The sequence below is a fragment of the Yersinia sp. IP36721 genome, assembly GCF_003634395.1.
Classification (GTDB): domain Bacteria; phylum Pseudomonadota; class Gammaproteobacteria; order Enterobacterales; family Enterobacteriaceae; genus Yersinia; species Yersinia entomophaga.
In genome coordinates this window covers 1-22,341 of sequence record NZ_QCZL01000029.1, presented here as the reverse complement: position 1 = coordinate 22,341, position 22,341 = coordinate 1, and the positions used below count along the sequence as shown (strand labels likewise).

The window sequence follows — 22,341 nt, the reverse complement described above, 5'->3', positions numbered from 1 at the left end:
AAAAGGGACTCAGCGCACAATTACGTGAAGCCCCTGATTAGAACGGCGCTATTTAGCGATCAACGTTCCTTCGTTTTCACCCATCACAACGCGACGCAGCGCGCCAGGTTTGTTCATGTTAAATACGCGAATTGGCAAGTTATGGTCACGAGCCAGCGTAAAGGCGGCAAGATCCATCACTTTCAGTTCACGTTCTAACACGTCTTGATAGGTTAACTGTTCGTACAGCGTTGCATCAGGATCTTTCACAGGATCGGCTGAATACACACCGTCAACTTTGGTGGCTTTTAACACCACGTCGGCTTCGATCTCGATACCGCGCAAACATGCCGCTGAATCAGTAGTGAAGAATGGGTTGCCGGTACCGGCAGCAAAAATCACCACGCGATTGTGACGCAGTAGGCTGATTGCTTCAGCCCAGCTGTAATTGTCACATACGCCGTTCAACGGGATTGCCGACATCAGGCGGGCGTTCACATAGGCACGGTGCAGTGCATCACGCATTGCCAGGCCGTTCATTACGGTAGCCAGCATTCCCATGTGGTCGCCCACTACGCGGTTCATCCCAGCCTGTGCCAAACCGGCACCGCGGAATAAGTTACCACCGCCAATTACCACACCGACCTGAATACCCAGTTCGACCAGCTCTTTGACTTCCTGAGCCATACGATCCAAAACGCTAGCGTCGATACCAAAACCTTCCGCGCCTTGCAGGGCTTCGCCACTCAGCTTTAGCAGGATTCGCTGATATACGGGTTTTGCATTGGTTGCCATGGTGTTCTGTCCTAAGCAGCAGTAATAGTATTGGGGATTTGACCGTCATACATTCAAAACACCTATAAGTGCGCTGAAAGTTTACGGACTAAATTCTAGATTGGATAAAATGGAACCGCCTGTTGGCGGCCCCATTTTTAAGCATTAAGACTGTTTGCTCATTGCTGCAACTTCAGCAGCAAAGTCAGTCTCAACTTTCTCGATGCCTTCGCCCACTTCAAAGCGGATGAAGTTGATCACGTCAGCTTTATGCTCTTTCAGCAGCTCGCCAACGGTTTTGCTTGGGTCCATTACGAAATGCTGACCGGTCAAAGAAACTTCGCCGGTGAACTTACGCATGCGGCCTTCAACCATTTTCTCTGCGATTTCGCGTGGCTTGCCAGATTCCATAGCGATGTCCAACTGGATTTGGTGCTCGCGAGCAACAACTTCAGCAGGGACGTCTTCTGGTTTAACGTATTCTGGTTTGCTTGCAGCGATGTGCATAGCGATGTGCTTAACCAGCTCTTCATCAGCACCGGTAGCGGCAACCATAACGCCGATACGTGCGCCGTGCAGGTAAGTCCCCAGAATGTCGCCTTCCAGAGCAGCAACACGACGGATATTGATGTTTTCACCGATTTTAGCAACCAGGTTAGCGCGTTGTTCTTCGAACTGTGCTTTCAGCACTTCGATATCAACGATTTTGCCAGCCAGTGCTGCATCGATAACTTCGTCGCCGAATGCTTTAAAGCCAGCATCTTTAGCAACAAAGTCAGTTTCACAGTTCAGTTCCAGCATCACGCCGAATTTGCCGTCTGCAGAAACTTTCGCCAGGATGATACCTTCAGCAGCGATACGGCCTGCTTTCTTGGCAGCTTTAGCCTGACCAGATTTACGCATGTTATCGATCGCCAGCTCGATGTCGCCATCAGCTTCAACCAGCGCTTTCTTACATTCCATCATGCCTGCGGCAGTACGCTCACGCAGTTCTTTTACCAAAGCAGCGGTAATAACAGCCATTTCAATTTTCCTCGGTTCTCTCGTGAAGATAGTTCTCACTGTAGATACGCAAAGGGGGCCTATAAAAGGCCCCCTAACCAACATATTTCAATACCTGGTTAATAAGGGCTCAGTGACGAGCCTGTCTTATTATTCAGCTTCTACGAAGCTTTCTTCCGCTTGAACGGCCAGATCTTGAGAACGACCTTCACGGACGGCGGCAGCAACAGCGCTCAGATACAGTTTAACTGCACGGATTGCGTCATCGTTACCAGGGATAATGAAGTCAACGCCATCTGGATCGGAGTTGGTATCAACGATAGAGAATACCGGGATACCCAGGTTGTTAGCTTCTTTGATAGCGATGTGTTCGTGATCGGCGTCAACAACGAACAGTGCGTCAGGTAAACCGCCCATGTCCTTGATACCGCCCAGGCTGTTTTCCAGCTTGTTCAGCTCACGGGTACGCATCAGAGCTTCTTTTTTGGTCAGCTTTTCAAAGGTGCCGTCTTGAGACTGGATTTCCAGATCTTTCAAACGTTTGATGGACTGACGAACGGTTTTCCAGTTAGTCAGCATGCCGCCTAACCAGCGATGGTTCACGAAGAACTGGTCGCAGTTATGAGCAGCTTCTTTTACCGCTTCGCTTGCTGCGCGTTTAGTACCAACGAACAGGATCTTACCTTTACGGGAAGAAATCTTGGTCAACTCAGCCAGAGCTTCGTTGAACATTGGTACAGTTTTTTCCAGGTTGATGATGTGAACTTTGTTACGTGCGCCGAAGATGAAAGGCTTCATTTTCGGGTTCCAGTAACGAGTTTGGTGACCAAAGTGAACACCAGCCTGAAGCATGTCGCGCATGGAAACAGTTGCCATGATTAAAACCTCTATATTTAACGATTGGGGTTATGCCTCCACGTGTCCCATAACACCGACCCCACAAGCCTCCGCTATAAGACAGCGACTTTAGGGCACCCCGGTGTATGTGCCGACACGTGTGTGTTATTTACACATATGAGTGCGATTAGTACTACTTGGCTGAAGACTCATTGCTGCCCTAAGGACAAATGACGCAGAGCGGATCGCCGGCGCGCTTTATACCATAATCCGGCACCATACACCAACTTTTGTTGCATTTCGTGGCAGCATAAAAAGGAAAGTTTGGCAGCAATTTGCTGGGCTGGTACCATGTGCAACAGCATTTTTTACTTATTTAATCATAACAGCGGCCACGCTCTGGCCCCTGTGGACCTTTTCTTCATGGCTATCACAATTAAAACACCTGCAGATATCGAAAAAATGCGCGTTGCCGGCCGCCTGGCCGCCGAAGTGCTGGAAATGATCGAACCTTACGTAAAACCGGGCGTAACGACCGGCGAACTGGATCGTATCTGCCACGATCACATCACCAATAAGCAGCAGGCTATTTCCGCCTGTCTGGGCTACCACGGCTTCCCGAAATCAGTCTGTATTTCTGTTAACGAAGTCATTTGCCACGGTATTCCAAGCGACGATAAAGTGCTGAAAGACGGCGATATCGTGAATATCGACGTTACCGTAATCAAAGACGGTTTCCACGGTGATACGTCCAAAATGTTTATCGTTGGCAAACCAACTATTCTGGGCGAGCGCCTGTGCCGCGTCACTCAGGAAAGCCTGTATCTGGCGATTAAAATGGTGAAACCGGGCATTCGTCTGCGCACCTTGGGTAAAGAGATTCAGAAATTCGTCGAAGCGGAAAACTTCTCCGTAGTACGCGAATACTGCGGCCACGGTATCGGTGAAGGTTTCCACGAAGAGCCACAGGTTCTGCACTACGATGCAGATGACGGCGGCGTGGTGCTGCAACCCGGTATGGCTTTCACTATCGAGCCGATGGTTAACGCCGGCGATTACCGCATTCGCACCATGAAAGACGGCTGGACGGTAAAAACCAAAGATCGCAGCTTGTCTGCACAGTATGAGCATACTATTGTGGTAACTGAGAACGGCTGCGAAATAATGACGTTGCGTAAGGATGACACCATCCCCAACATCATAACGCACGAGTAATGACGACAAGCCGGCAATCGCCGGCTTTTTTATGGGCTGCGTTTTATATCAGGACCCCCTATGTCTGACCACAACACTGAAAACCCTCTCCCATCGGCATCAGTGAGGGCTCTCCCTGAGCAGCCTGCATTTCCCAGCACTTATTCTGATAGCGAACTCCACTGCCAACCGTTGAAACAACGTCTGGAAACCTTCCAGAACTGGCTGGCCGACGCCTTCAATGCAGGGGTGAGCGCGGAAAAACTGGTGGCAGCCCGTAGCAATTATATTGATGCTCTATTACAGCGACTGTGGTCATTTTATGGCTTTGAGCATATTCCGCAGACCGCACTGGTCGCCGTTGGTGGCTATGGCCGCGGCGAACTGCATCCCCTGTCCGATATTGATGTATTGGTATTAAGCGAGCAGCGTTTAAGCGATGAGCAGGCGCAGCGCGTCGGGCAGCTTATTACCCTGCTATGGGATTTAAAACTCGAAGTCGGTCACAGCGTACGCAGCCTTGAAGAGTGTCTGCTGGAAGGCTTGGCTGATTTAACCGTCGCCACCAATTTGATCGAATCCCGCATGATTTGCGGTGATGTCGCACTGTTTTTGCAAATGCAGAAACACATTTTCAGCGACAGCTTCTGGCCCTCACCCGAATTTTTCGATGCCAAAATTGCCGAGCAACAAGAGCGGCACAAACGCTACCACGGCACCAGCTATAATCTGGAGCCGGATATCAAAAGCAGCCCCGGCGGCCTACGAGACATTCACACCTTGCTGTGGGTTGCCCGCCGCCACTTTGGTGCCACCACGCTGAGTGAAATGGTCGAGTTCGGTTTCCTGACCAAAGCGGAAAGCAACGAGCTTATCGAATGCCAAAGCTTCCTGTGGCGCATCCGTTTTGCCCTTCATCTGGTCTTAAATCGCTACGATAACCGGCTGCTGTTCGACCGCCAGCTTAGCGTGGCACAACTGCTTCGTTATCAGGGAGAAGGCAACGAACCGGTGGAGCGCATGATGAAAGATTTTTATCGTATGACGCGTCGTGTCAGCGAACTGAACAACATGCTGCTACAGCTATTCGATGAAGCCATACTGGCACTGGATACTAATGAAAAACCACGGCCTTTGGATGATGATTTCCAGCTACGCGGCAATCTGATTGATCTACGGGATGAGCAACTGTTTATCCGCCAGCCCGAAACCATCATGAGAATGTTTTACCTGATGGTTCGCAATCAGGATATCATGGGAATCTATTCCACCACCGTGCGCCAACTGCGCCACGCTCGCCGCCACCTAAAACAGCCGCTGTGTACCATTCCAGAGGCTCGTAAACTGTTTATGGCTATTCTGCGCCATCCGGGAGCCGTTTCCCGCGCCTTACTGCCAATGCACCGCCACAGCGTGCTGTGGGCCTATATGCCACAGTGGGGCAGTATTGTCGGCCAAATGCAGTTTGACCTGTTCCATGCCTACACCGTCGATGAACACACTATTCGGGTATTACAAAAACTGGAAAGCTTCGCCGACGAATCAACTCGTCCGCGTCATCCATTATGCGTAGAGCTATATCCGCGCCTGCCGCAGCCGGAATTACTGTTGCTCGCCGCGCTGTTCCACGATATAGCCAAAGGGCGCGGCGGCGACCACTCAATTCTCGGCGCGCAGGATGTGCTGGAATTTGCCGAATTACACGGATTGAACTCGCGGGAAGCTCAGCTTGTTGCTTGGCTAGTTCGTTGCCATTTATTGATGTCAGTGACGGCTCAGCGTCGTGATATTCAGGACCCAACGGTTATTCAGCAATTTTCTGCCGAAGTACAAAGTGAAACGCGCTTACGCTACCTGATTAGCCTGACGGTGGCTGATATTTGTGCCACCAATGAAAACCTGTGGAATAGCTGGAAGCAGAGTTTATTGCGCGAGCTATATTTCGCCACTGAAAAGCAGCTGCGACGAGGCATGGAAAACAGTCCGGATCTGCGAGAGCGCGTGCGCCATCACCGCCTCCAGGCGCTGGCATTACTGCGAATGGATAATATTGACGAAGAAGCGCTTCACAGAATCTGGAGTCGCTGCCGCGCCGATTATTTCCTACGCCATTCACCAAATCAATTAGCCTGGCATGCCCGTCACTTACTTGAGCATGATTCCACCAAACCTTTGGTGCTAGTCAGTCGCCAGGCTACGCGGGGGGGCACAGAAATCTTTATCTGGAGCCCGGATCGCCCTTCCCTATTCGCTGCCGTGGTGGGTGAATTAGATCGGCGTAATCTGAGCGTTCACGACGCTCAGATTTTCACCAATCGTGACGGTATGGCGATGGATACCTTTATCGTGCTAGAACCGGACGGCAGCCCGTTGGCGCAGGATCGGCATCCGGTAATTCGTCATGCGCTGGAACAGGCAATGACACAGCCGAACTATCAGCATCCGCGGGTCAGACGTTTATCGCCCAAACTGCGTCATTTCAGCGTGCCTACCGAGGCTAACTTCCTGCCAACTCATACAGATCGCCGTAGTTATCTCGAACTGATCGCCTTGGATCAGCCGGGATTATTGGCCAGAGTTGGGGAAATATTTGCTGATTTGGGATTATCACTTCACAGCGCTCGCATCACCACTATTGGCGAAAGAGTTGAGGATTTATTCGTATTAGCAGATAAGGATCGTCGGGCATTGAATGCCGAAACGCGAAAGGAATTAGCACAACGGTTGACAGACACCCTCAATCCGAACGATAAACTGTGATACAAATAACTTTTTAACGATTATTTTTTCTTACAACCTTTCAACTTCAGGAAAGAGAACCGGATGCAGCAACTACAGACCGTTATTGAAAACGCCTTCGAACGCCGTGCAGAGATCACTCCGGCTAACGTAGACACCGTAACGCGCGAAGCCATTAACCACGTTATCAATCTGTTAGATACCGGCGCATTGCGCGTAGCGGAAAAGATTGAAGGCCAGTGGGTAACACATCAATGGCTGAAAAAAGCCGTTCTGCTCTCCTTCCGCATCAATGATAACCAAGTGATGGAAGGTGCAGAAACTCGTTATTACGATAAAGTCCCAATGAAATTTGCTGATTACGACGAAGCGCGCTTCCAGCGCGAAGGCTTCCGCGTCGTACCACCGGCTACCGTGCGCAAAGGCGCTTACATTGCCCGTAACACCGTGCTGATGCCTTCCTACGTCAATATCGGCGCTTTCGTTGACGAAGGCACCATGGTTGATACCTGGGCGACAGTAGGTTCTTGCGCACAGATCGGTAAAAACGTGCACTTATCCGGCGGCGTTGGCATCGGCGGCGTATTGGAGCCATTGCAGGCTAACCCAACCATCATCGAAGATAACTGCTTCGTAGGCGCACGTTCAGAAGTCGTTGAAGGGGTTATCGTCGAAGAAGGCTCCGTGATTTCCATGGGCGTATTCATCGGTCAAAGCACTCGTATTTACGATCGCGAAACCGGCGAAATCCATTACGGTCGCGTACCGGCTGGTTCGGTTGTGGTTTCAGGTAATCTGCCGTCCAAAGACGGTAGCTACAGCCTGTACTGTGCGGTTATTGTGAAGAAAGTCGACGCAAAAACCTTGGGTAAAGTCGGCATTAACGAGTTATTACGTACCATCGACTAACATTCAACTAGCGGGCCAATCAGCCCGCTATTTTTTTGTCTTGTAAGCAGTTATCGCCTGCAATCACATATTATGGCAACAATAACCGCCATAATAGAAACTGTGGAATATAAAACCAATAAGGTGGCGCTATGTATGACAACCTGAAAAGCTTAGGAATCACTCAACCGGAAGATGTCGATCGCTACAGCCTGCGTCAGGAGGCCAATAACGACATTCTGAAAATTTATTTCCGCAAAGATAAAGGCGAGTTTTTTGCTAAAAGCGTCAAATTCAAATATCCGCGTCAGCGTAAAACCGTAGTTGCGGACAACGCCGGACAAGGTTACAAAGAGATTCACGAAATTAACCCGAATCTGCGTTATGTGATTGATGAGTTGGACCAACTCTGCAAACGCGATCAAGTTGAAGTGGACTTGAAACGCAAAATTCTGGATGACCTGCGTCATTTGGAAAACGTGGTTGCTCACAAAATCTCTGAAATTGAATCCGATCTGGAAAAACTAACGAAAAGCGGCCGCTAATACCTGCCCATAATCCGTTAGGAACAAGATAGACAATCACAAAACAAACAGTAAAAAGTGGCGATATCTGTTCGCCACTTTTATTTACATCAATTTATTTACGCTGAGCGTGTGAGCACGGCTACGGCTGGATTCCAACCCGGTTTATTTCAGCAACTGGCCCCATTGCTCTACCCACGGGCAGGAAACCGCCTCAGGCTCCGGCTGCTCAATCGCATCAATTTCCAAGATCTCGCCGATACGCGTCGCGCCCTGCTCCTGCAATAAAGCGTCAAAAGCACGACCTGCGCCACAGTAGTTATCGTAGCTGCTATCGCCTAATGCAATAACGCCGTAGCGCAGCTCAGGCTGGTAACCAACCTGATCGCGCACAGCCTGAAACAACGGCGCGATATTGTCAGGAAAATCACCTTGCCCAGTGGTGGACGTGATCACTAACGCATAATGCTGGCGATAATATTGCCAGGCTTCCAGCGTACCTTCGTCAAATAGCTTAACTTCGTGGCCTTGCTCATTCAGTATGTTTTCAGCTTCTTCCGCAACTAAAAGCGCATTGCCATAAACCGTACCGACAAAAATACCCACCTGAGCCATAAAAAACCTTCTTTAAATTACCAATAAGTTACTCACTATCCTGACCTTCGTCGCCAGGAAACTCAACCCTTTCAAGCTCAGGGAGAAGGCCTTCCCAGCCAAATTGTGACATCACGCCCTGCCAGGCACTGTCCCAGCGCGCAGATAGCGCCAAGGATTCACCGGTGACCGGATGATTCAGCGATAAATGGCTGGCATGTAACATTAAACGTGAGCAATCAAAATGTTGCGACATTCCGCGATTCTGACGTAAATCGCCATGCGTGCTGTCCCCCAGAATCGGGTGACGAATATGCGCCATATGACGTCGTAACTGATGTTTACGCCCGGTTTCCGGAGTCAGTTCCATCAAGCTGTAGCGAGCGGTTTCGTAGCGACCAATAGCAACCGGCATCTCGGCTCTCGCTAACGCACGGTAATGCGTAATCGCTGGTTTTGGCGCTTTATCCTGGCTGGCAAACTTATCGGCAATTTTGTCCAACTCTTCGGTCAAAGCGTAGTCGAGAGTGTCGTCTTCTAACACATAACCGCGTACAACCGCATGATAAACCTTCTTAACTTCATGTTGTTCGAACTGTTGTGACAATGCGCGTGCCACTTCGCTAGACAGCGCCATCAACAATACGCCGGAAGTCGGACGATCCAAACGGTGTAGGGTATACACATGCTGTCCAATTTGGTCACGCACCGTTTGCATCACAAAAACGGTTTCATTACGGTCAAGCCAGCTGCGGTGTACCAGCCAACCGGCAGGCTTATTAACCGCAACAATATGTTCATCTTGATAAAGTATTTCGAGCATTATTCGCTTTCTATGTTTAACAGGTCATCGAGACGCTGCAACTGCGCCAGAAGAAGACTGCAATCCGTCTGATGATCTTTCAACGCCACCTCAAAATAAGGCGTTACGGCAAAGCGGGTCGGTAAGGGAGCATTTTTTTCTAGCAGCGCATTCATTCGCGGTAGCAATACCCACTGAAGCCATTGCTCAGCGGCCATGGTATCGACGCAAAAAGGCTCAACGCTTTCAAAGGCCTCAGCCTCAGGCGGAGATGACTGCCAAAGATTAATGGTGCGTAATGCCAGATCGATATCCTGTAAAATCTGGCGTACCTGATTGTTTAGACTCATGTTTTAATTCTCGACCAAAAATGGGCCAACACAGGCCAGAAAGGAAGGTTCACTCCAGATAATCCGGATGAAAACAAAAGCGCGCAAGCATACCATCGAAGCGCAGGAGACCCAACTATCGGCTAACTAAATCCGCTATCAGTAACTAATTAAAGGAAGCGAGCCTAAGCCGCAGTGAAAACAAGCATAAAAAAAGGGGTACTGTTTGACCAGTACCCCTCTGTTCGTTTTATAGCAATCCAGCTAAATTGATGCTCCCTGCTCAATCCTTGAAAACTTTTCCTGCGGTTATCCTAACCAGCAATCCTTCGCGATGTCCTACACCATCCTGGTGCGATCCTTAGGTCATCCTAACCCACCAATAATCCTTTATCGGCTCCCTATCTCCATCCTGGAGGTGTCCCTTGTTTCGTCCTAAAACATCCCTTCACTCGTCCTGAGCAGTCCCTGATTTCCTTCATCCTGAAGCTGCATCATCCCGATGCTGTTCCTTTCCAACCAGATCCTATCTGGTGAATAAAGGATCGCTTAATTGGCGAACAGAGACAAGATACTGTAAAGCCTCTTATCTATACGTTTTAATAGACAAAAAATTGAATGTTTATAACGGAGTGATTTTATTGAGAATAATTCTCACGCAAGAAAATCATCTTCAAAAAATAGAAGCTATGTCTTACAGGCCGTGTGAGAGATCTCTCACACGGAAATCAGATAACCTTAATTAAATTAAGGTTTATATTGGCATTACTGGGCGCAATGCATCGAGGAAATGGCTCAAGTTGGAGGCTAAAAGCGTACGTTGATTACTGCCAAAGTGCTCCAAAACGACATTGCCAGTAACGTTGCACAGCGATGCCATTGTCATTTCAGATTCTGTCGTTGCCAGAAACAGCGTCGGGGACAGTTTGAGCCGTTTTTGCGTAACCAAATGACCGATAAGGTTTTCCTGTAATCGAGTAAAATCATCCTCACTCCATACCTGCAACAGAGTAAAACGATGATCGCCCAACTCCGCGGTCATATCTCCCGCATACTGCAGCGTGTAAAAGGTATGAATATCGTCATGTAACTGGATTTCTAACGCGCGAGCCACGTTTTCTAACGTTGCTGCCGGCAAGAATGGCTGCGGAAGCCAATAAATCTGATCCTCGTGCGTTTCCGTGATACAAGGCGAAGCCACCCCGTACAACTCGTGGCTGGCTGGCGCATGGGCGGTTTGCTGCTGCCATAGTTCAACGTAGCGCTGCGTAAAGCTCTGTAGAGCGGTTGAAACATTCTGGTCCATATTTTCTCTCAACATCCGATAAGCCTGCGCTAAACTGGGAAACGAAACTTCGCCTTCAGCGACAATGCCTAGCGCGGCATAAATGGTAAACTGTCGGCTATTGTACCGATCTCTCACCTAGGGAACAGCATGTCTTCATATCAAGATCATCAGGCTCTGGCCGAACTCACCTTAGGTAAGCCTACCGCTTACCGTGACCACTATGATGCGGCCTTGCTACAGGCAGTTCCCCGCAGTATGAATCGCGAGCCGCTGGGATTATATCCTGATAACCTTCCCTTCCACGGCGCGGACATTTGGACTATGTATGAGTTGTCCTGGCTCAATGCCAACGGCTTGCCGCAGGTTGCCGTCGGCGAAATCAGCCTGAATGCCGATAGTGTTAATCTTATCGAATCCAAGAGTTTTAAGCTGTATTTGAACAGCTTTAACCAGACTCCGTTTAGCGATTGGGAAAGCGTTCGCCATACTTTACAACAAGACCTATCTATCTGCGCGCAGGGCGAAGTCAGTGTCACACTCTATAAACTGAGTGATATAGCCGGGCAACCTATTGCTGATTTCCATGGAGAATGTCTGGATGAACAAGATATTCGCATCGATAATTACGAATTCAGCACCGATTATCTGAAAGATGCCACGGGTCAACAGATCGTTGAAGAAACGTTGGTCAGCCACCTATTGAAATCCAACTGCCTGATCACTCATCAGCCAGATTGGGGTTCGGTTCAAATCCGCTACCGTGGCCCACAAATCAATCGTGAAGCATTGTTGCGCTATCTGGTTTCCTTCCGTCATCACAATGAATTTCATGAGCAATGTGTGGAGCGTATTTTCAACGACTTAATGCGCTTCTGCCAGCCTGAAACGCTGTCGGTCTATGCCCGCTATACCCGCCGCGGCGGCCTGGATATCAACCCTTGGCGCAGCAATACCGACTTCACTCCGTCGAACGGGCGTTTAGCGCGTCAATAATGCGTGCCATTACGCAACATTGGCAGTAAAAATCTCGTTAGTATTGGCAAAAAACAAGGGACAACGTTAAGGTGAATTGAAGTGTGTTACGGCAATAATGAACGATAAAGACTGCCGTCACCTGAAGAACAATTTATGTGATATTTCAATGGAGACATCGAGAGCGGAGCTCTGGTACGCAAAAAAGCGAGATCATAAAGAGAATAGCCGCTCTCTGGTGCAATGCAGTTACGACGGCCCCTCTGCGGGGCGTAAAGGAGTCATTTTGATTACACATATTAGCCCGCTTGGCTCAATGGATCTGTTGTCTCAGCTCGAAGTTGACATGCTAAAACGCACTGCCAGCAGCGACCTTTACCGCCTGTTCCGTAATTGCTCTCTGGCGGTATTGAATTCAGGTAGCCAGACCGATAACAGCAAAGAGCTGCTATCTCGCTACGAAAACTTTGATATCAATGTGTTACGTCGCGAGCGAGGCGTCAAGCTGGAGCTGGTCAATCCGCCAGAACATGCCTTTGTTGATGGACGAATCATCCGTTCACTACAAGCTAACCTGTTTGCGGTTCTGCGAGATATTCTGTTCGTGAATGGTCAGATCGTCAGTGCCGGACGTTTCCAGCACCTGAATATGGAAAACTCCAGCCATTTGACCAATCTGGTATTTTCTATCCTGCGTAACGCCCGCGCACTGCATATTGATGAAGATCCTAATATGGTGGTGTGTTGGGGCGGGCATTCTATCAATGAAATTGAATATCTGTATGCCCGCAAGGTCGGTAGCCAACTGGGTCTGCGTGAACTAAATATTTGTACTGGCTGCGGGCCAGGTGCGATGGAAGCGCCGATGAAGGGCGCGGCGGTAGGCCATGCGCAGCAGCGCTACAGACAAGGTCGTTTCATCGGTATGACCGAGCCTTCAATTATTGCCGCTGAGCCGCCAAATCCTCTGGTTAACGAACTGGTAATCATGCCAGACATCGAAAAACGTCTGGAAGCCTTTGTACGCATAGCTCACGGCATTATCATCTTCCCCGGTGGCGTTGGTACCGCAGAAGAGTTGCTCTATTTGCTTGGGATTTTGATGAATCCTGAAAACAGCAATCAAGTTTTACCTTTGATTCTGACCGGGCCAAAAGAGAGTGAAGATTATTTCCGGGTATTGGACGATTTCATCGTGAATACATTAGGAGAGAAGGCGCGGACTTACTATCAGATTATTATCGACGATCCGGACGAAGTGGCTCGCCAAGTGAAAAAAGCCATGCCACTGGTGAAAGAAAATCGCCGAAATACCGGCGATGCCTATAGCTTCAACTGGTCTATGCGCATTGAACCAGACTTGCAATTGCCATTTGAACCAACCCACGAGAACATGGCTGCACTGAATTTATACCCTGATCAACCGGCAGAAAAGCTGGCTGCAGCACTACGTCGGGCATTTTCAGGCATTGTGGCTGGTAATGTAAAAGAAGTCGGCATTCACGCCATTGAGGCTTATGGGCCTTATAAATTACACGGCGACCCACAAATGATGAAGCAGATGGATCATTTGCTACAGGGCTTTATTGCTCAGCATCGAATGAAATTACCGGGCAGCGCATATACGCCATGTTATGAAATCTGCCCTTAAACGCGAGCGGCTACGCGTGCTCAATAAGGTTTAAGCGGCAGTGAGGATAATCCCCGATACTTAGTCATTCTAAGTATCGGGAGAGTACGGGGAGTAATAAAGTCGATGCGATAGCATGACGTATCAGAAGTATCAGAAGTATCAGAAGTATCAGAAGTATCAGAAGTATCAGAATTATCAGAATTATCAGAATTATCAATAATACCGATTTTATTTTCACCCACACAATTTCGACTATCAGGACTCTTGCCTTCAGGTTATGGATATACACCTTCTTATCGTTGACGCTCTCAATCTCATTCGCCGCATCCATGCAGTGCAAGGTTCCCCTTGTGTAAATGCCTGTACCCATGCATTACAGCAACTTATTTCACACAGCCAGCCTACCCATGCGGTTGCCGTTTTTGATGAGGATGACCGTTCCGATAGCTGGCGCCACCATTGTTTGCCGGATTACAAAGCTGGGCGATCGCCAATGCCGGATAATTTACAGCAGGAAATGCCGCAGCTTAGACAAGCTTTTGCCGAACTGGGCGTCCCCTGCTGGCACTCTCCCGGCAATGAGGCCGATGATTTAGCCGCCACGCTAGCAGCTAAAATTGCCGGAGCCGGACATCAGGTCACCATAGTTTCTACCGATAAAGGTTACTGCCAGTTATTGGTGCCAAACGTACAGATTCGGGATTACTTTCAGAAACGCTGGCTGGACTTACCATTCGTCAAACAAGAGTTTGGCGTTGCCCCACATCAATTACCTGATTATTGGGGGCTAGCCGGTATCAGCAGCAGCAAAATCCCCGGCGTAGCAGGGATAGGCGCTAAAACGGCAGCGGTGTTATTGCAACAGGTCAACAGCCTGGAAGAGTTATATCAAAACCTAGAACAGGTTCCGGAAAAGTGGCGAAAAAAGCTGCAACAGCATCAGGACATGGCCTTTATCTGCAAACAGGTAGCCACGCTTAAAACAGATTTACCGCTGAACGGTAACCTGCAACAGCTACGCTTAGGCCATAGTTAAGGGATAAATCGGCCTAATGCTGGTCACTTAAGGTGACCAACTGCCTTTTTATCCGAGCCGGTAAGATTACGGGCATGCTCAGGAAAAGTGAGATTGATAATGCCGAGGGCTTGTGAAAGTTCCATTAAAAAGGGTTCATGCAGAGACATGAACCCTTTTACATCAACCAACGGATCGGTCAACCGCTCATTAAACGATCGGCATTAGCCAATCGCCCCTCTGATTTTACATCTTAGCTATTGAATCTCTGCCGTTGACCCGAAGGTTTTAAAGATCGGGGTTTGAACGTTTAATTTTGAATCCCGAGCGCCCAATCACTCACGTTTGGCTGTGAGTGAAATCATAGATTTAGCTTTAATCAACAACTAAATACGTTCATCTCTACGACCTGGAACGCCAGCCCAGATACGACGAACATGCACGGTCACTTCCTCACGATCGTGATAAAGCTGTTTAGCCTGAATATGCGCATTAATACCGTTTTCTTTCAACTGTTCATCCATCATCGCCAGGTTTTGCAACACTTCTTCGTAGCGCTTTTTCATTGGCAATTTAAGATTGAAAATTGCCTCACGACACCAGCCATTGACCAGCCAGTCGGTAATCAGCTGCGTTACTCGCGCTGGCTTTTCAACCATATCGCAAACCAGCCAATAGATATTGCTGCGCGTTGGCTCATATTTGAATCCGTCCGCACGGTGATGAGTCACCTGCCCGGTATCCATCAGACTCTGTGCCATAGTGCCGTTATCCACCGCCTGCACCATCATGCTGCGTTGAACCAGCTGATAAGTCCAGCCACCCGGACAAGCGCCGAGATCCACCGCGTGCATGCCGCTTGCCAAGCGTTCTTCCCACTCATCCGCAGGAATAAATTCGTGGAAAGCCTCTTCCAGCTTCAGCGTCGAACGGCTTGGTGCATCCGAAGGGAATTTCAGGCGCGGAATCCCCATATACAGAGGAGAGTTGTTGTTACTGTAGGAATAACCGACATAACAGCAACCAGAAGCGATAAAGAATACGTGAACCACCGGACGATGCGGATTTTCACGAGTCTGCAAAATCTTCTGTTCACGCATCGCGGCACGCAGCGGCACCGTCAGTTTGCGGCAGAATTTAAGCAATTCTTTACTCTCATTGGTGTCCGGCACTTCAACTCGCAGTTCACCGGCTTTTTCCACCACGCCGACCAACATCCCTACGATCGGAGACACTCGGTCTTCCGGCGGCAGATCCTTTAGCAGTTCGCCAACAACCATCATTTGCCGAGCAAAAATCAGCTCTTTAAACGGCAGCTCGCGAATCAGGCGATCCGCATCTTCATGCTGGTAACACTCGAATAAGACATAACCGCTATTATCTTTTACCCGAGCAAAACCAAAGACTTCGTGTTCTGCGGCCTTGGCGGTAATTTCCGCCGCACACTCTTTTTCAAAGCCTTGACGGCAATATAAAGCAATTTTATTCATGGCGTTCTGCCCTTTTCCGTAGACGCAGCGCGCCAATCAACATCAAAATCCATCCCGCCAGAAAGCATACGCCGCCAATCGGCGTGACATATACCCAAAGTTTCAGGTGCGATAGAGCCAGGCAGTAGAGACTGCCACTAAATAACAGGGTGCCGAGGGCCAATAAAGCGCCGCTCCAGTAAAACCAAATACTGATCTGGCGCTGCATAGCAACGGCCAAAGCGAGAATAGCCAGAGTATGAAATCCCTGATATTCCAAACCGGTACGGATCCAGGCCATTTCATTTACGCCCAGACTTCCGCTTAATACGTGTGCGCCAAAAGCACCAAAAGCGACATAGAAAAAACCGCTGATAGCGGCAAAGATCAGCATCAAACGACCACTCATCGTTATTTACCTTATTTTATAGATAGTTACCGTGGTGAAATTAGGTAATTTTGCGTTTTTTCACGATCAATTTTCGTAGCGGAATCGTAATTTCTCTTGTTCACTGGCTGCCCGAGCCAGAATCCACTGACGAAAGGCAGCTATTTTACCCAGTTCTGCCTGACTGTCATGACAAACCAGATAAAAAGCATTTTTACTTACCAGAACCTCATTGAACGGACATACCAACCGCCCCGCTTCGATTTCGGTCTGAGCCATCACATTATTCACCAAAGCAATACCCTGACCGTGAACCGCGGCCTGAACCACCATGGCACTGTGACTAAAAATCGGCCCCTGCTGCACATTAATTTGCGGAACGCCCAACTGACGGGTATAGGCCAACCAGTCGCGGCGGGAAGTATCATGCAACAAAGTATGATTAGCCAGATCTGCCGGCATTTTCAGCGGATGTTCGCCCATTAGCAGGCTAGGAGCACAAACTGGCAGCAGAAACTCGGCGTACAATCTTTCGGTGCGCAGCCCCGTCCAGTTGCCGCGACCGTAGAAAATAGCCACGTCTACATCATCTGCCAATTTATCTTCTTCACGGTCAACGGCCTGGATTCTGACGTCAATCCCCGGATAAGCTGAGTTAAAGCTAGATAAACGCGGAACCAACCATTGAATAGCAAAACTCGGCGGTAAACTGACCGTTAATGCCCCCTTGGCGCTACGGGCCTGTAATTTGCGCGTAGCTTCGTTAATCGAAGTGAAAATTTCTTTAATATCCAGGTAGTAACTTTGCCCTTCTTCCGTCAGCAGTAAGGAACGGTTACGTCGACGGAAAAGCTTCAGGCCCAGAAAGTCTTCCAGAGATTTAATCTGGTGGCTAACGGCGGCCTGAGTGACAAATAATTCATCCGCCGCCTTAGTAAAACTGAGGTGGCGCGCGGCCGCATCAAACACGCGGAGAGCATTAAGGGGTGGCAATCGTTTTGACATGAATTGGATACTTTTTTATAACGGCTCATCCGCGGATGAAACCCTTTGTTTACTTATTAGTTTTTGTAATGCGAGCCATTATAAATTGTCCGTTGATGATGCGCCAGCAAATACCTATAGTGGCGGCACTTCCCGAGCCGGAACGAAAAGTAAGTTTAGTATCCAGGTACTGAATTGCTTTTGGCTTTGTGGTTGTGATGTTGTGTTTGCAAATGGTCTGGAATGCCAGACATAGTAGCTAAGCTACTGTTTTTTCACTTCCTGTACATTTACCCTGTCTGTCCATAGTGATTTTATGCAGCACCGCCCCATAAAGCGGTGCTTTTTTTTATCTTAAGTTTAAGCTTCACTGCGCGTTGCACGTCAGAAAAGCTTAAACTTAATCAGGTAGTCAGGCTAAAATCCGCCGGTATTATTTCCCTTCCGCCATTTCTTTTACTTCGGAACGGTTAATTTGCTGTTCTGTGCCGTTGGCATCAATGTAACTGATCATACCGGTATCATTATCGACTTTAGGTTTACCATCGGCGACGATGGTGCGACCATCATTGGTATGCATGACATAGTTGCTTGAGCAGGCTGCGAGAGTAAAAGTAAGCATTAAAGCGGAAAGTACGGCAGCTGTCTTTTTCATGGATCACTCCTTGCAGATTAAAATACTGAAAAAAATAATTTAGATTATTAAATTAATTATTCGCCAGACACTATTCAGCATAACAAACTTATTACATATTTCCATGAATCTGGGCAATTAGCGGGCTAATTACCCGTTAAACACCGAAAAATAAGAATGATCTTAGCTTTTCAGAGGATTTGAGCACTGTATGAAGTCTTTTAACCCCGCAGCTTTTCGCGCAGAATTCCCGGCTATCAATAGTTCGGGAATTTACCTGGATAGTGCCGCTACCGCGCTGAAACCCCAAGGGGTGATTGATGCCACTCAACAGTTTTATGCGCAAGATGCGGCCACGGTACATCGCAGCCAGCATCAGGCCGCTCGTTCCCTGACCTTGCGTTTTGAACAAGCTCGTCAGCAAGTCGCTGATTTTATTAACGCTCCTACGGCAGAAAATATTGTCTGGACCAAAGGCACTACCGAAGCGATTAATCTGATCGCGCAAAGCTACGCTCGCCCTCGCCTCCAACCCGGAGATGAAATTCTGGTGAGCGAAGCAGAACATCATGCCAATCTGATTCCCTGGCTAATGGTCGCAGAGCAAACTGGCGCAACCTTGGTAAAACTACCGCTGGGCAGCGACTTTCTCCCTGATTTTCAGCAGCTACCCGCGTTATTGACCGGGAAAACGCGCATTTTAGCGCTGGGGCAAATGTCTAATGTCACCGGCGGTATGCCTGATTTGGCTTTGGCTATCGATCTGGCACACAGTAAAAACTGCATAGTGGTCGTTGATGGTGCTCAAGGTGTGGTACACAGCCCGGCGGATGTTCAGGATTTTGATATTGATTTTTATGTTTTTTCTGCTCATAAACTCTATGGCCCGACGGGAATTGGCGCGTTATATGCCAAAACAGAACTGCTGGAAGAAATGTCTCCTTGGCAGGGGGGCGGTAAAATGCTGACTCAAGCTTCCTTCGCCGGTTTTACTCCGCAGGATGCTCCTTACCGTTTCGAAGCAGGAACCCCCAATATCGCCGGGGTTATCGGCCTGTCCGCCGCACTTAGCTGGCTTGAAAATATTGATATTGAAGCGGCAGAAGAATACAGCAGTGGTCTGGCTACGTTAGCGGAAGAAAAACTGAGCAAACTGGACGGATTTCGCAGTTATCGTTGCTCTCACTCCAGCTTGCTGGCTTTTAACTTTGACGGAGTACACCACAGCGATTTGGTAACACTGCTGGCAGAGCAAGGTATCGCTCTGCGCGCCGGTCAGCATTGTGCTCAGCCGCTAATGAGTGCGTTGGGTATCAGCGGTAGCCTGCGAGCCTCGTTCGCGCCCTACAATACCCGTGAAGAAGTAGAAAGCCTCTGCTCAGCGATAACTTTCGCGCTAACATTATTGCAGGATTAATGAAAACCTCAGGAAAAGCTGAGGCTCACTGAATAGAAAAGAGAAGAAAATGACCGCCCCACATCCATTTGGCCAAGAAGTTACCCGCGACGACCTTATCGAGAAATTCAGTACTCTGAAACAGTGGGAAGATCGCTACCGCCAACTGATTTTGCTGGCTAAGCAGTTACCGCCGATGGATGAATCGCTGAAACAAACTGAATTCGAACTGTCCGGCTGTGAAAACCGAGTCTGGCTTGGCCACGAACTTTTGGCGGATGGCCGACTGCATTTTTATGGGGACAGCGAAGGCCGAATCGTTCGAGGTTTACTGGCGGTATTACTGACCAATGTGGAAGGGAAAACGCCCCAACAGATTTTGAATCAAGATCCGTTAGATTTGTTTGATCGACTGGATCTGCGCCAACAGCTAAGCAGTTCCCGCGCCAGCGGTTTACAGGCACTGGCGCAGGGCGTTAAAACGATTGCTGCTCGCTATCAGAATCCGATTTAGACCGCCTCAAGTTGTCGCGCCGCTTTTGCCAGCATTTTTTTCAGGGCATGAGAGACCGCAACAAAACCGAAGGTGGCGGTGACCATAGTCACCGAACCGAATCCTGAGGCGCAATCCATCTTTTTAGGGCCTTCCGCAGTGCTGCGGGAGGCACAGACGGAACCATCAGGTTGCGGATAAACCAGCGGTTCAGTGGAAAAAACGCAATCAATCCCGAGCTTACCTTTGCTGTTTTTCACTACGTTATAATCGCTTTTCAGCCTTTCACGCAGTTTAGCTGCCAACGGATCCTGAATCGTCTTGGCTAAATCAACAACTTCAATCCGAGTTGGATCTATCTGACCGCCAGCGCCACCGGTTGCTATAACCGGAATTCTATAGCGACGGCAATAGGCCAGTAATGCCGCTTTGGGACGAATGCTATCAATTGCATCAATGACATAGCTAAAGTTTCGATCCAGCATCTCAGCCACGTTGTCTGGCGTAATAAAGTCATCAATGCAGGTAACCTGACATTCAGGGTTAATCGCCCGAATACGCTCGGCCATAACCTCTGTTTTAGACTGCCCCACATATTGTCTCAGCGCATGTACCTGCCTGTTGGTATTGGTTACACACACGTCATCCATATCAATCAGAGTAATGGCACCGATACCGGTTCGGGCTAAGGCTTCTGCCGCCCAGGAACCCACTCCGCCAATACCAATCACGCAAACGTGAGCCTGCGAAAATACCGCCAGCGCCTGTTGACCATAAAGACGGGCTATGCCACCAAATCGCTGTTGATAAGCTTCAGAATACAGTGTGCTCATAACCTTATTTGTACCTTATAGAGAAATAACCTAAAACCAGTCTACGAATGCAAAAGCGGCCAATTGGCCGCTTGATAAGCTGTGACTGTAAACAGAGTCACGCCATGAGTCGCCTAGTTGTTCACTAAAAGCGAAGAGCTGGAAGGCGTGTTAGCTTTATCACCTTTATAAGCGGTAAACATTGGGCCACCGCTTTGAGCATTTTTCAGCACCCATACACGGCCATAATGGTTATAGAAACCAGCAGCCTGACCGGCTTCATGACCAATACCCTGATAAATATCGAAATGCTGACCTTTGATTGCTCCACCGACGTCCAGTGCAACCATCAGGCGCATTTGATATTGCCCGGTAAATTTGCCCTGTTCGTCCAGCAGCGGCACTTCGGCCAGCAGCGTTGTTCCCGCAGGAATTAATGAACGATCCGATGCAACGGAAGCTTTCGCAATCAATGGAACCGCGCTCGCACCTTTTACCGGGGCGTACATTTCCGGTTTAAAGAACACAAAGGACGGGTTCTGCTCTAATAACTCTCTGACTTCAGCTTCACTGTGCGTTTCAGCCCATTTACGAATAGCCTGCATCGACATATCGGCCTTAGCGACTTCACCGCGGTCGATCAGCACTTTCCCAATGCTGCGGTAAGCATGGCCATTTTTGCCTGCGTAACCAAAGAAAGTCAGAGGCCGCCCATCACCAAAATCTACGTAACCGCTGCCCTGCACTTCCATCATAAAGTTATCCATCAACGAATTGGTGTAAGCGATAACTAAATTGCGATCATCCAATGCGCCCGCGTAGATTCCGGCGCGATCCGGCAGACGGCCTTTGCCTTTTTTAGATGGCATACGGTACAGAGGATGACGGAATTCTCCTTGCGGCGTATAGCGAGCTTGTAAAACCGGAGTGTAATAGCCGGTAAACTGGACGTTTCCAAAATTATCCACCCCTTCCATTTGATAAGCGTTCAAACCAAACAGGCTGAGTTTGCTGGTATCCGCACCCGCTAACATCCAGTTTTGGACTGCTTCAAAAGTATTACTGTGGCGGTTGTAAAGATTAGGTGAAGCCTGATTAATCACTTTCACCTGATCTGAATAATCTTTTGCGTTGACCGGCTTACCCGTGGCGCTGGGTTCATTCACCAGTTCCAGAGAATGGCTCAATCGACCATCCTTATATTGTTGACCACGATCGGTGGGCCGTGACTGACAACCAGCCAATACTGCAATCATTAATCCGCTCAGTAGGTATTTGCCCCAACGTCCTTTCATTACACGCCTTCTTATACACACATTTTATCTTCCGGCTGAACGATAACAAACGCCTATGGATAAAGGAATCAGTAGCCACAAAAAATCATATACTGACTCATATTGCCCATTACGTAGAAAAACAAACCACATAGTTCACAAATTAGTCAATTGATTGTCTTTATGCAGTTTAAATGCCAAAAGCACTTGCAAGAAATGTGATCCAGAGTATAGTGCGCTGAATCGGACGCGGGGTGGAGCAGCCTGGTAGCTCGTCGGGCTCATAACCCGAAGGTCGTCGGTTCAAATCCGGCCCCCGCA

General features: G+C 48.8%; 22 protein-coding genes and 1 tRNA gene. 10 read left to right on the top strand and 13 right to left on the bottom strand.

What is annotated here, in order from left to right; all coding sequences use genetic code 11:
- Positions 1-48: 48 nt before the first annotated feature.
- The 3 genes from pyrH to rpsB all read right to left on the bottom strand — a co-directional run bounded on the left by pyrH (position 49) and on the right by rpsB (position 2,631).
- Entirely contained in the window at positions 49-774 is a 726-nt protein-coding gene (gene pyrH / locus DBA33_RS17870) for a UMP kinase (RefSeq protein ID WP_004719674.1), read from the bottom strand.
- Between the two features lie 144 nt (positions 775-918).
- Positions 919-1,776 (bottom strand): translation elongation factor Ts, encoded by an 858-nt coding sequence (gene tsf, locus DBA33_RS17865; protein ID WP_064514791.1) that lies wholly within the window; start codon positions 1,774-1,776, stop codon positions 919-921.
- Positions 1,777-1,905: 129 nt separating this feature from the next.
- Positions 1,906-2,631 (bottom strand): 30S ribosomal protein S2, encoded by a 726-nt coding sequence (gene rpsB / locus DBA33_RS17860; protein WP_049599912.1) that lies wholly within the window; start codon positions 2,629-2,631, stop codon positions 1,906-1,908.
- A gap of 384 nt (positions 2,632-3,015) precedes the next feature.
- On the opposite strand from rpsB, the gene map reads away from it, so the two are divergent.
- The 4 genes from map to DBA33_RS17840 all read left to right on the top strand — a co-directional run bounded on the left by map (position 3,016) and on the right by DBA33_RS17840 (position 7,958).
- Positions 3,016-3,807 carry a type I methionyl aminopeptidase gene (map, locus tag DBA33_RS17855; RefSeq protein WP_064518334.1) on the top strand — a complete coding sequence of 264 codons (792 nt, stop codon included), beginning with the start codon at positions 3,016-3,018 and terminating at the stop codon, positions 3,805-3,807.
- Between the two features lie 60 nt (positions 3,808-3,867).
- A complete protein-coding gene (glnD, locus tag DBA33_RS17850; RefSeq protein ID WP_064514793.1) occupies positions 3,868-6,546 on the top strand; it encodes a bifunctional uridylyltransferase/uridylyl-removing protein GlnD in 2,679 nt (892 codons plus the stop codon).
- Positions 6,547-6,609: 63 nt separating this feature from the next.
- Positions 6,610-7,434 (top strand): 2,3,4,5-tetrahydropyridine-2,6-dicarboxylate N-succinyltransferase, encoded by an 825-nt coding sequence (gene dapD, locus DBA33_RS17845; RefSeq protein WP_049599907.1) that lies wholly within the window; start codon positions 6,610-6,612, stop codon positions 7,432-7,434.
- 131 nt (positions 7,435-7,565) lie between these two features.
- Positions 7,566-7,958, top strand: a complete 393-nt coding sequence (locus tag DBA33_RS17840) for a DUF3461 family protein (RefSeq protein ID WP_049599904.1) — start codon at positions 7,566-7,568, stop codon at positions 7,956-7,958.
- A 144-nt stretch (positions 7,959-8,102) separates the two neighbouring features.
- Here DBA33_RS17840 and DBA33_RS17835 read toward each other — a convergent pair whose 3' ends face one another.
- The 4 genes from DBA33_RS17835 to syd form a co-directional block, all read right to left on the bottom strand.
- Complete coding sequence (locus DBA33_RS17835; protein WP_064514795.1) at positions 8,103-8,552, bottom strand: flavodoxin; 450 nt, start codon at positions 8,550-8,552, stop codon at positions 8,103-8,105.
- Between the two features lie 28 nt (positions 8,553-8,580).
- Positions 8,581-9,354: a tRNA pseudouridine(65) synthase TruC gene (gene truC / locus DBA33_RS17830; RefSeq protein ID WP_120806916.1), complete on the bottom strand. Its 774-nt coding sequence runs from the start codon at positions 9,352-9,354 to the stop codon at positions 8,581-8,583.
- A complete protein-coding gene (locus DBA33_RS17825) occupies positions 9,354-9,683 on the bottom strand; it encodes a YqcC family protein (protein WP_064514799.1) in 330 nt (109 codons plus the stop codon). The genes truC and DBA33_RS17825 overlap by 1 nt, the downstream gene beginning before the upstream one ends.
- A gap of 733 nt (positions 9,684-10,416) precedes the next feature.
- Positions 10,417-10,968 (bottom strand): SecY-interacting protein, encoded by a 552-nt coding sequence (gene syd, locus DBA33_RS17820; RefSeq protein WP_120806924.1) that lies wholly within the window; start codon positions 10,966-10,968, stop codon positions 10,417-10,419.
- A gap of 129 nt (positions 10,969-11,097) precedes the next feature.
- On the opposite strand from syd, the gene queF reads away from it, so the two are divergent.
- The 3 genes from queF (at position 11,098) to xni (ending at position 14,591) form a co-directional block, all read left to right on the top strand.
- Positions 11,098-11,943: an NADPH-dependent 7-cyano-7-deazaguanine reductase QueF gene (queF, locus tag DBA33_RS17815; protein ID WP_064514801.1), complete on the top strand. Its 846-nt coding sequence runs from the start codon at positions 11,098-11,100 to the stop codon at positions 11,941-11,943.
- Positions 11,944-12,208: 265 nt separating this feature from the next.
- The gene (ppnN, locus tag DBA33_RS17810; protein WP_120806923.1) at positions 12,209-13,573 is read left to right on the top strand and encodes a nucleotide 5'-monophosphate nucleosidase PpnN; all 1,365 of its coding nucleotides are present in this window, start codon (positions 12,209-12,211) and stop codon (positions 13,571-13,573) included.
- A 259-nt stretch (positions 13,574-13,832) separates the two neighbouring features.
- A complete protein-coding gene (gene xni / locus DBA33_RS17800; protein ID WP_064514806.1) occupies positions 13,833-14,591 on the top strand; it encodes a flap endonuclease Xni in 759 nt (252 codons plus the stop codon).
- Between the two features lie 365 nt (positions 14,592-14,956).
- On the opposite strand, the gene rlmM is transcribed toward xni, so the two are convergent.
- The 4 genes from rlmM to DBA33_RS17780 form a co-directional block, all read right to left on the bottom strand.
- A complete protein-coding gene (gene rlmM, locus DBA33_RS17795; RefSeq protein WP_064514808.1) occupies positions 14,957-16,060 on the bottom strand; it encodes a 23S rRNA (cytidine(2498)-2'-O)-methyltransferase RlmM in 1,104 nt (367 codons plus the stop codon).
- Positions 16,053-16,448, bottom strand: a complete 396-nt coding sequence (locus tag DBA33_RS17790; protein WP_120806914.1) for a DUF423 domain-containing protein — start codon at positions 16,446-16,448, stop codon at positions 16,053-16,055. Before DBA33_RS17790 ends, rlmM begins: the two co-directional genes overlap by 8 nt.
- A 66-nt stretch (positions 16,449-16,514) precedes the next feature.
- Positions 16,515-17,432, bottom strand: a complete 918-nt coding sequence (locus DBA33_RS17785) for a transcriptional regulator GcvA (protein ID WP_064514810.1) — start codon at positions 17,430-17,432, stop codon at positions 16,515-16,517.
- A 412-nt stretch (positions 17,433-17,844) separates the two neighbouring features.
- Entirely contained in the window at positions 17,845-18,066 is a 222-nt protein-coding gene (locus DBA33_RS17780) for a YgdI/YgdR family lipoprotein (protein WP_064514812.1), read from the bottom strand.
- Between the two features lie 190 nt (positions 18,067-18,256).
- Here DBA33_RS17780 and csdA point away from each other — a divergent pair, with 190 nt between their 5' ends.
- Complete coding sequence (csdA, locus tag DBA33_RS17775) at positions 18,257-19,462, top strand: cysteine desulfurase CsdA (protein ID WP_064514814.1); 1,206 nt, start codon at positions 18,257-18,259, stop codon at positions 19,460-19,462.
- Positions 19,463-19,511: 49 nt separating this feature from the next.
- The gene (gene csdE / locus DBA33_RS17770; protein WP_064514816.1) at positions 19,512-19,955 is read left to right on the top strand and encodes a cysteine desulfurase sulfur acceptor subunit CsdE; all 444 of its coding nucleotides are present in this window, start codon (positions 19,512-19,514) and stop codon (positions 19,953-19,955) included.
- On the opposite strand, the gene tcdA is transcribed toward csdE, so the two are convergent.
- Entirely contained in the window at positions 19,952-20,767 is an 816-nt protein-coding gene (gene tcdA / locus DBA33_RS17765) for a tRNA cyclic N6-threonylcarbamoyladenosine(37) synthase TcdA (protein WP_064514818.1), read from the bottom strand. The two genes, csdE and tcdA, sit on opposite strands and share 4 nt — an antisense overlap.
- A gap of 113 nt (positions 20,768-20,880) precedes the next feature.
- On the bottom strand, positions 20,881-22,041 hold the full coding sequence (gene mltA / locus DBA33_RS17760) for a murein transglycosylase A (protein ID WP_049599868.1): 1,161 nt from the start codon (positions 22,039-22,041) through the stop codon (positions 20,881-20,883).
- A 227-nt stretch (positions 22,042-22,268) separates the two neighbouring features.
- Here mltA and DBA33_RS17755 point away from each other — a divergent pair.
- A tRNA-Met gene (locus DBA33_RS17755) sits at positions 22,269-22,341 on the top strand.

Excerpts from the sequence above, each read along its gene's own strand:
- pyrH (WP_004719674.1), bottom strand. The coding sequence starts at position 774 with ATGGCAACCAATGCAAAACCCGTATATCAGCGAATCCTGCTAAAGCTG.
- tsf (WP_064514791.1), bottom strand. The coding sequence starts at position 1,776 with ATGGCTGTTATTACCGCTGCTTTGGTAAAAGAACTGCGTGAGCGTACT.
- rpsB (WP_049599912.1), bottom strand. The coding sequence starts at position 2,631 with ATGGCAACTGTTTCCATGCGCGACATGCTTCAGGCTGGTGTTCACTTT.
- map (WP_064518334.1), top strand. The coding sequence starts at position 3,016 with ATGGCTATCACAATTAAAACACCTGCAGATATCGAAAAAATGCGCGTT.
- glnD (WP_064514793.1), top strand. The coding sequence starts at position 3,868 with ATGTCTGACCACAACACTGAAAACCCTCTCCCATCGGCATCAGTGAGG.
- dapD (WP_049599907.1), top strand. The coding sequence starts at position 6,610 with ATGCAGCAACTACAGACCGTTATTGAAAACGCCTTCGAACGCCGTGCA.
- DBA33_RS17840 (WP_049599904.1), top strand. The coding sequence starts at position 7,566 with ATGTATGACAACCTGAAAAGCTTAGGAATCACTCAACCGGAAGATGTC.
- DBA33_RS17835 (WP_064514795.1), bottom strand. The coding sequence starts at position 8,552 with ATGGCTCAGGTGGGTATTTTTGTCGGTACGGTTTATGGCAATGCGCTT.
- truC (WP_120806916.1), bottom strand. The coding sequence starts at position 9,354 with ATGCTCGAAATACTTTATCAAGATGAACATATTGTTGCGGTTAATAAG.
- DBA33_RS17825 (WP_064514799.1), bottom strand. The coding sequence starts at position 9,683 with ATGAGTCTAAACAATCAGGTACGCCAGATTTTACAGGATATCGATCTG.
- syd (WP_120806924.1), bottom strand. The coding sequence starts at position 10,968 with ATGGACCAGAATGTTTCAACCGCTCTACAGAGCTTTACGCAGCGCTAC.
- queF (WP_064514801.1), top strand. The coding sequence starts at position 11,098 with ATGTCTTCATATCAAGATCATCAGGCTCTGGCCGAACTCACCTTAGGT.
- xni (WP_064514806.1), top strand. The coding sequence starts at position 13,833 with ATGGATATACACCTTCTTATCGTTGACGCTCTCAATCTCATTCGCCGC.
- rlmM (WP_064514808.1), bottom strand. The coding sequence starts at position 16,060 with ATGAATAAAATTGCTTTATATTGCCGTCAAGGCTTTGAAAAAGAGTGT.
- DBA33_RS17790 (WP_120806914.1), bottom strand. The coding sequence starts at position 16,448 with ATGAGTGGTCGTTTGATGCTGATCTTTGCCGCTATCAGCGGTTTTTTC.
- DBA33_RS17785 (WP_064514810.1), bottom strand. The coding sequence starts at position 17,432 with ATGTCAAAACGATTGCCACCCCTTAATGCTCTCCGCGTGTTTGATGCG.
- DBA33_RS17780 (WP_064514812.1), bottom strand. The coding sequence starts at position 18,066 with ATGAAAAAGACAGCTGCCGTACTTTCCGCTTTAATGCTTACTTTTACT.
- csdA (WP_064514814.1), top strand. The coding sequence starts at position 18,257 with ATGAAGTCTTTTAACCCCGCAGCTTTTCGCGCAGAATTCCCGGCTATC.
- csdE (WP_064514816.1), top strand. The coding sequence starts at position 19,512 with ATGACCGCCCCACATCCATTTGGCCAAGAAGTTACCCGCGACGACCTT.
- tcdA (WP_064514818.1), bottom strand. The coding sequence starts at position 20,767 with ATGAGCACACTGTATTCTGAAGCTTATCAACAGCGATTTGGTGGCATA.
- mltA (WP_049599868.1), bottom strand. The coding sequence starts at position 22,041 with ATGAAAGGACGTTGGGGCAAATACCTACTGAGCGGATTAATGATTGCA.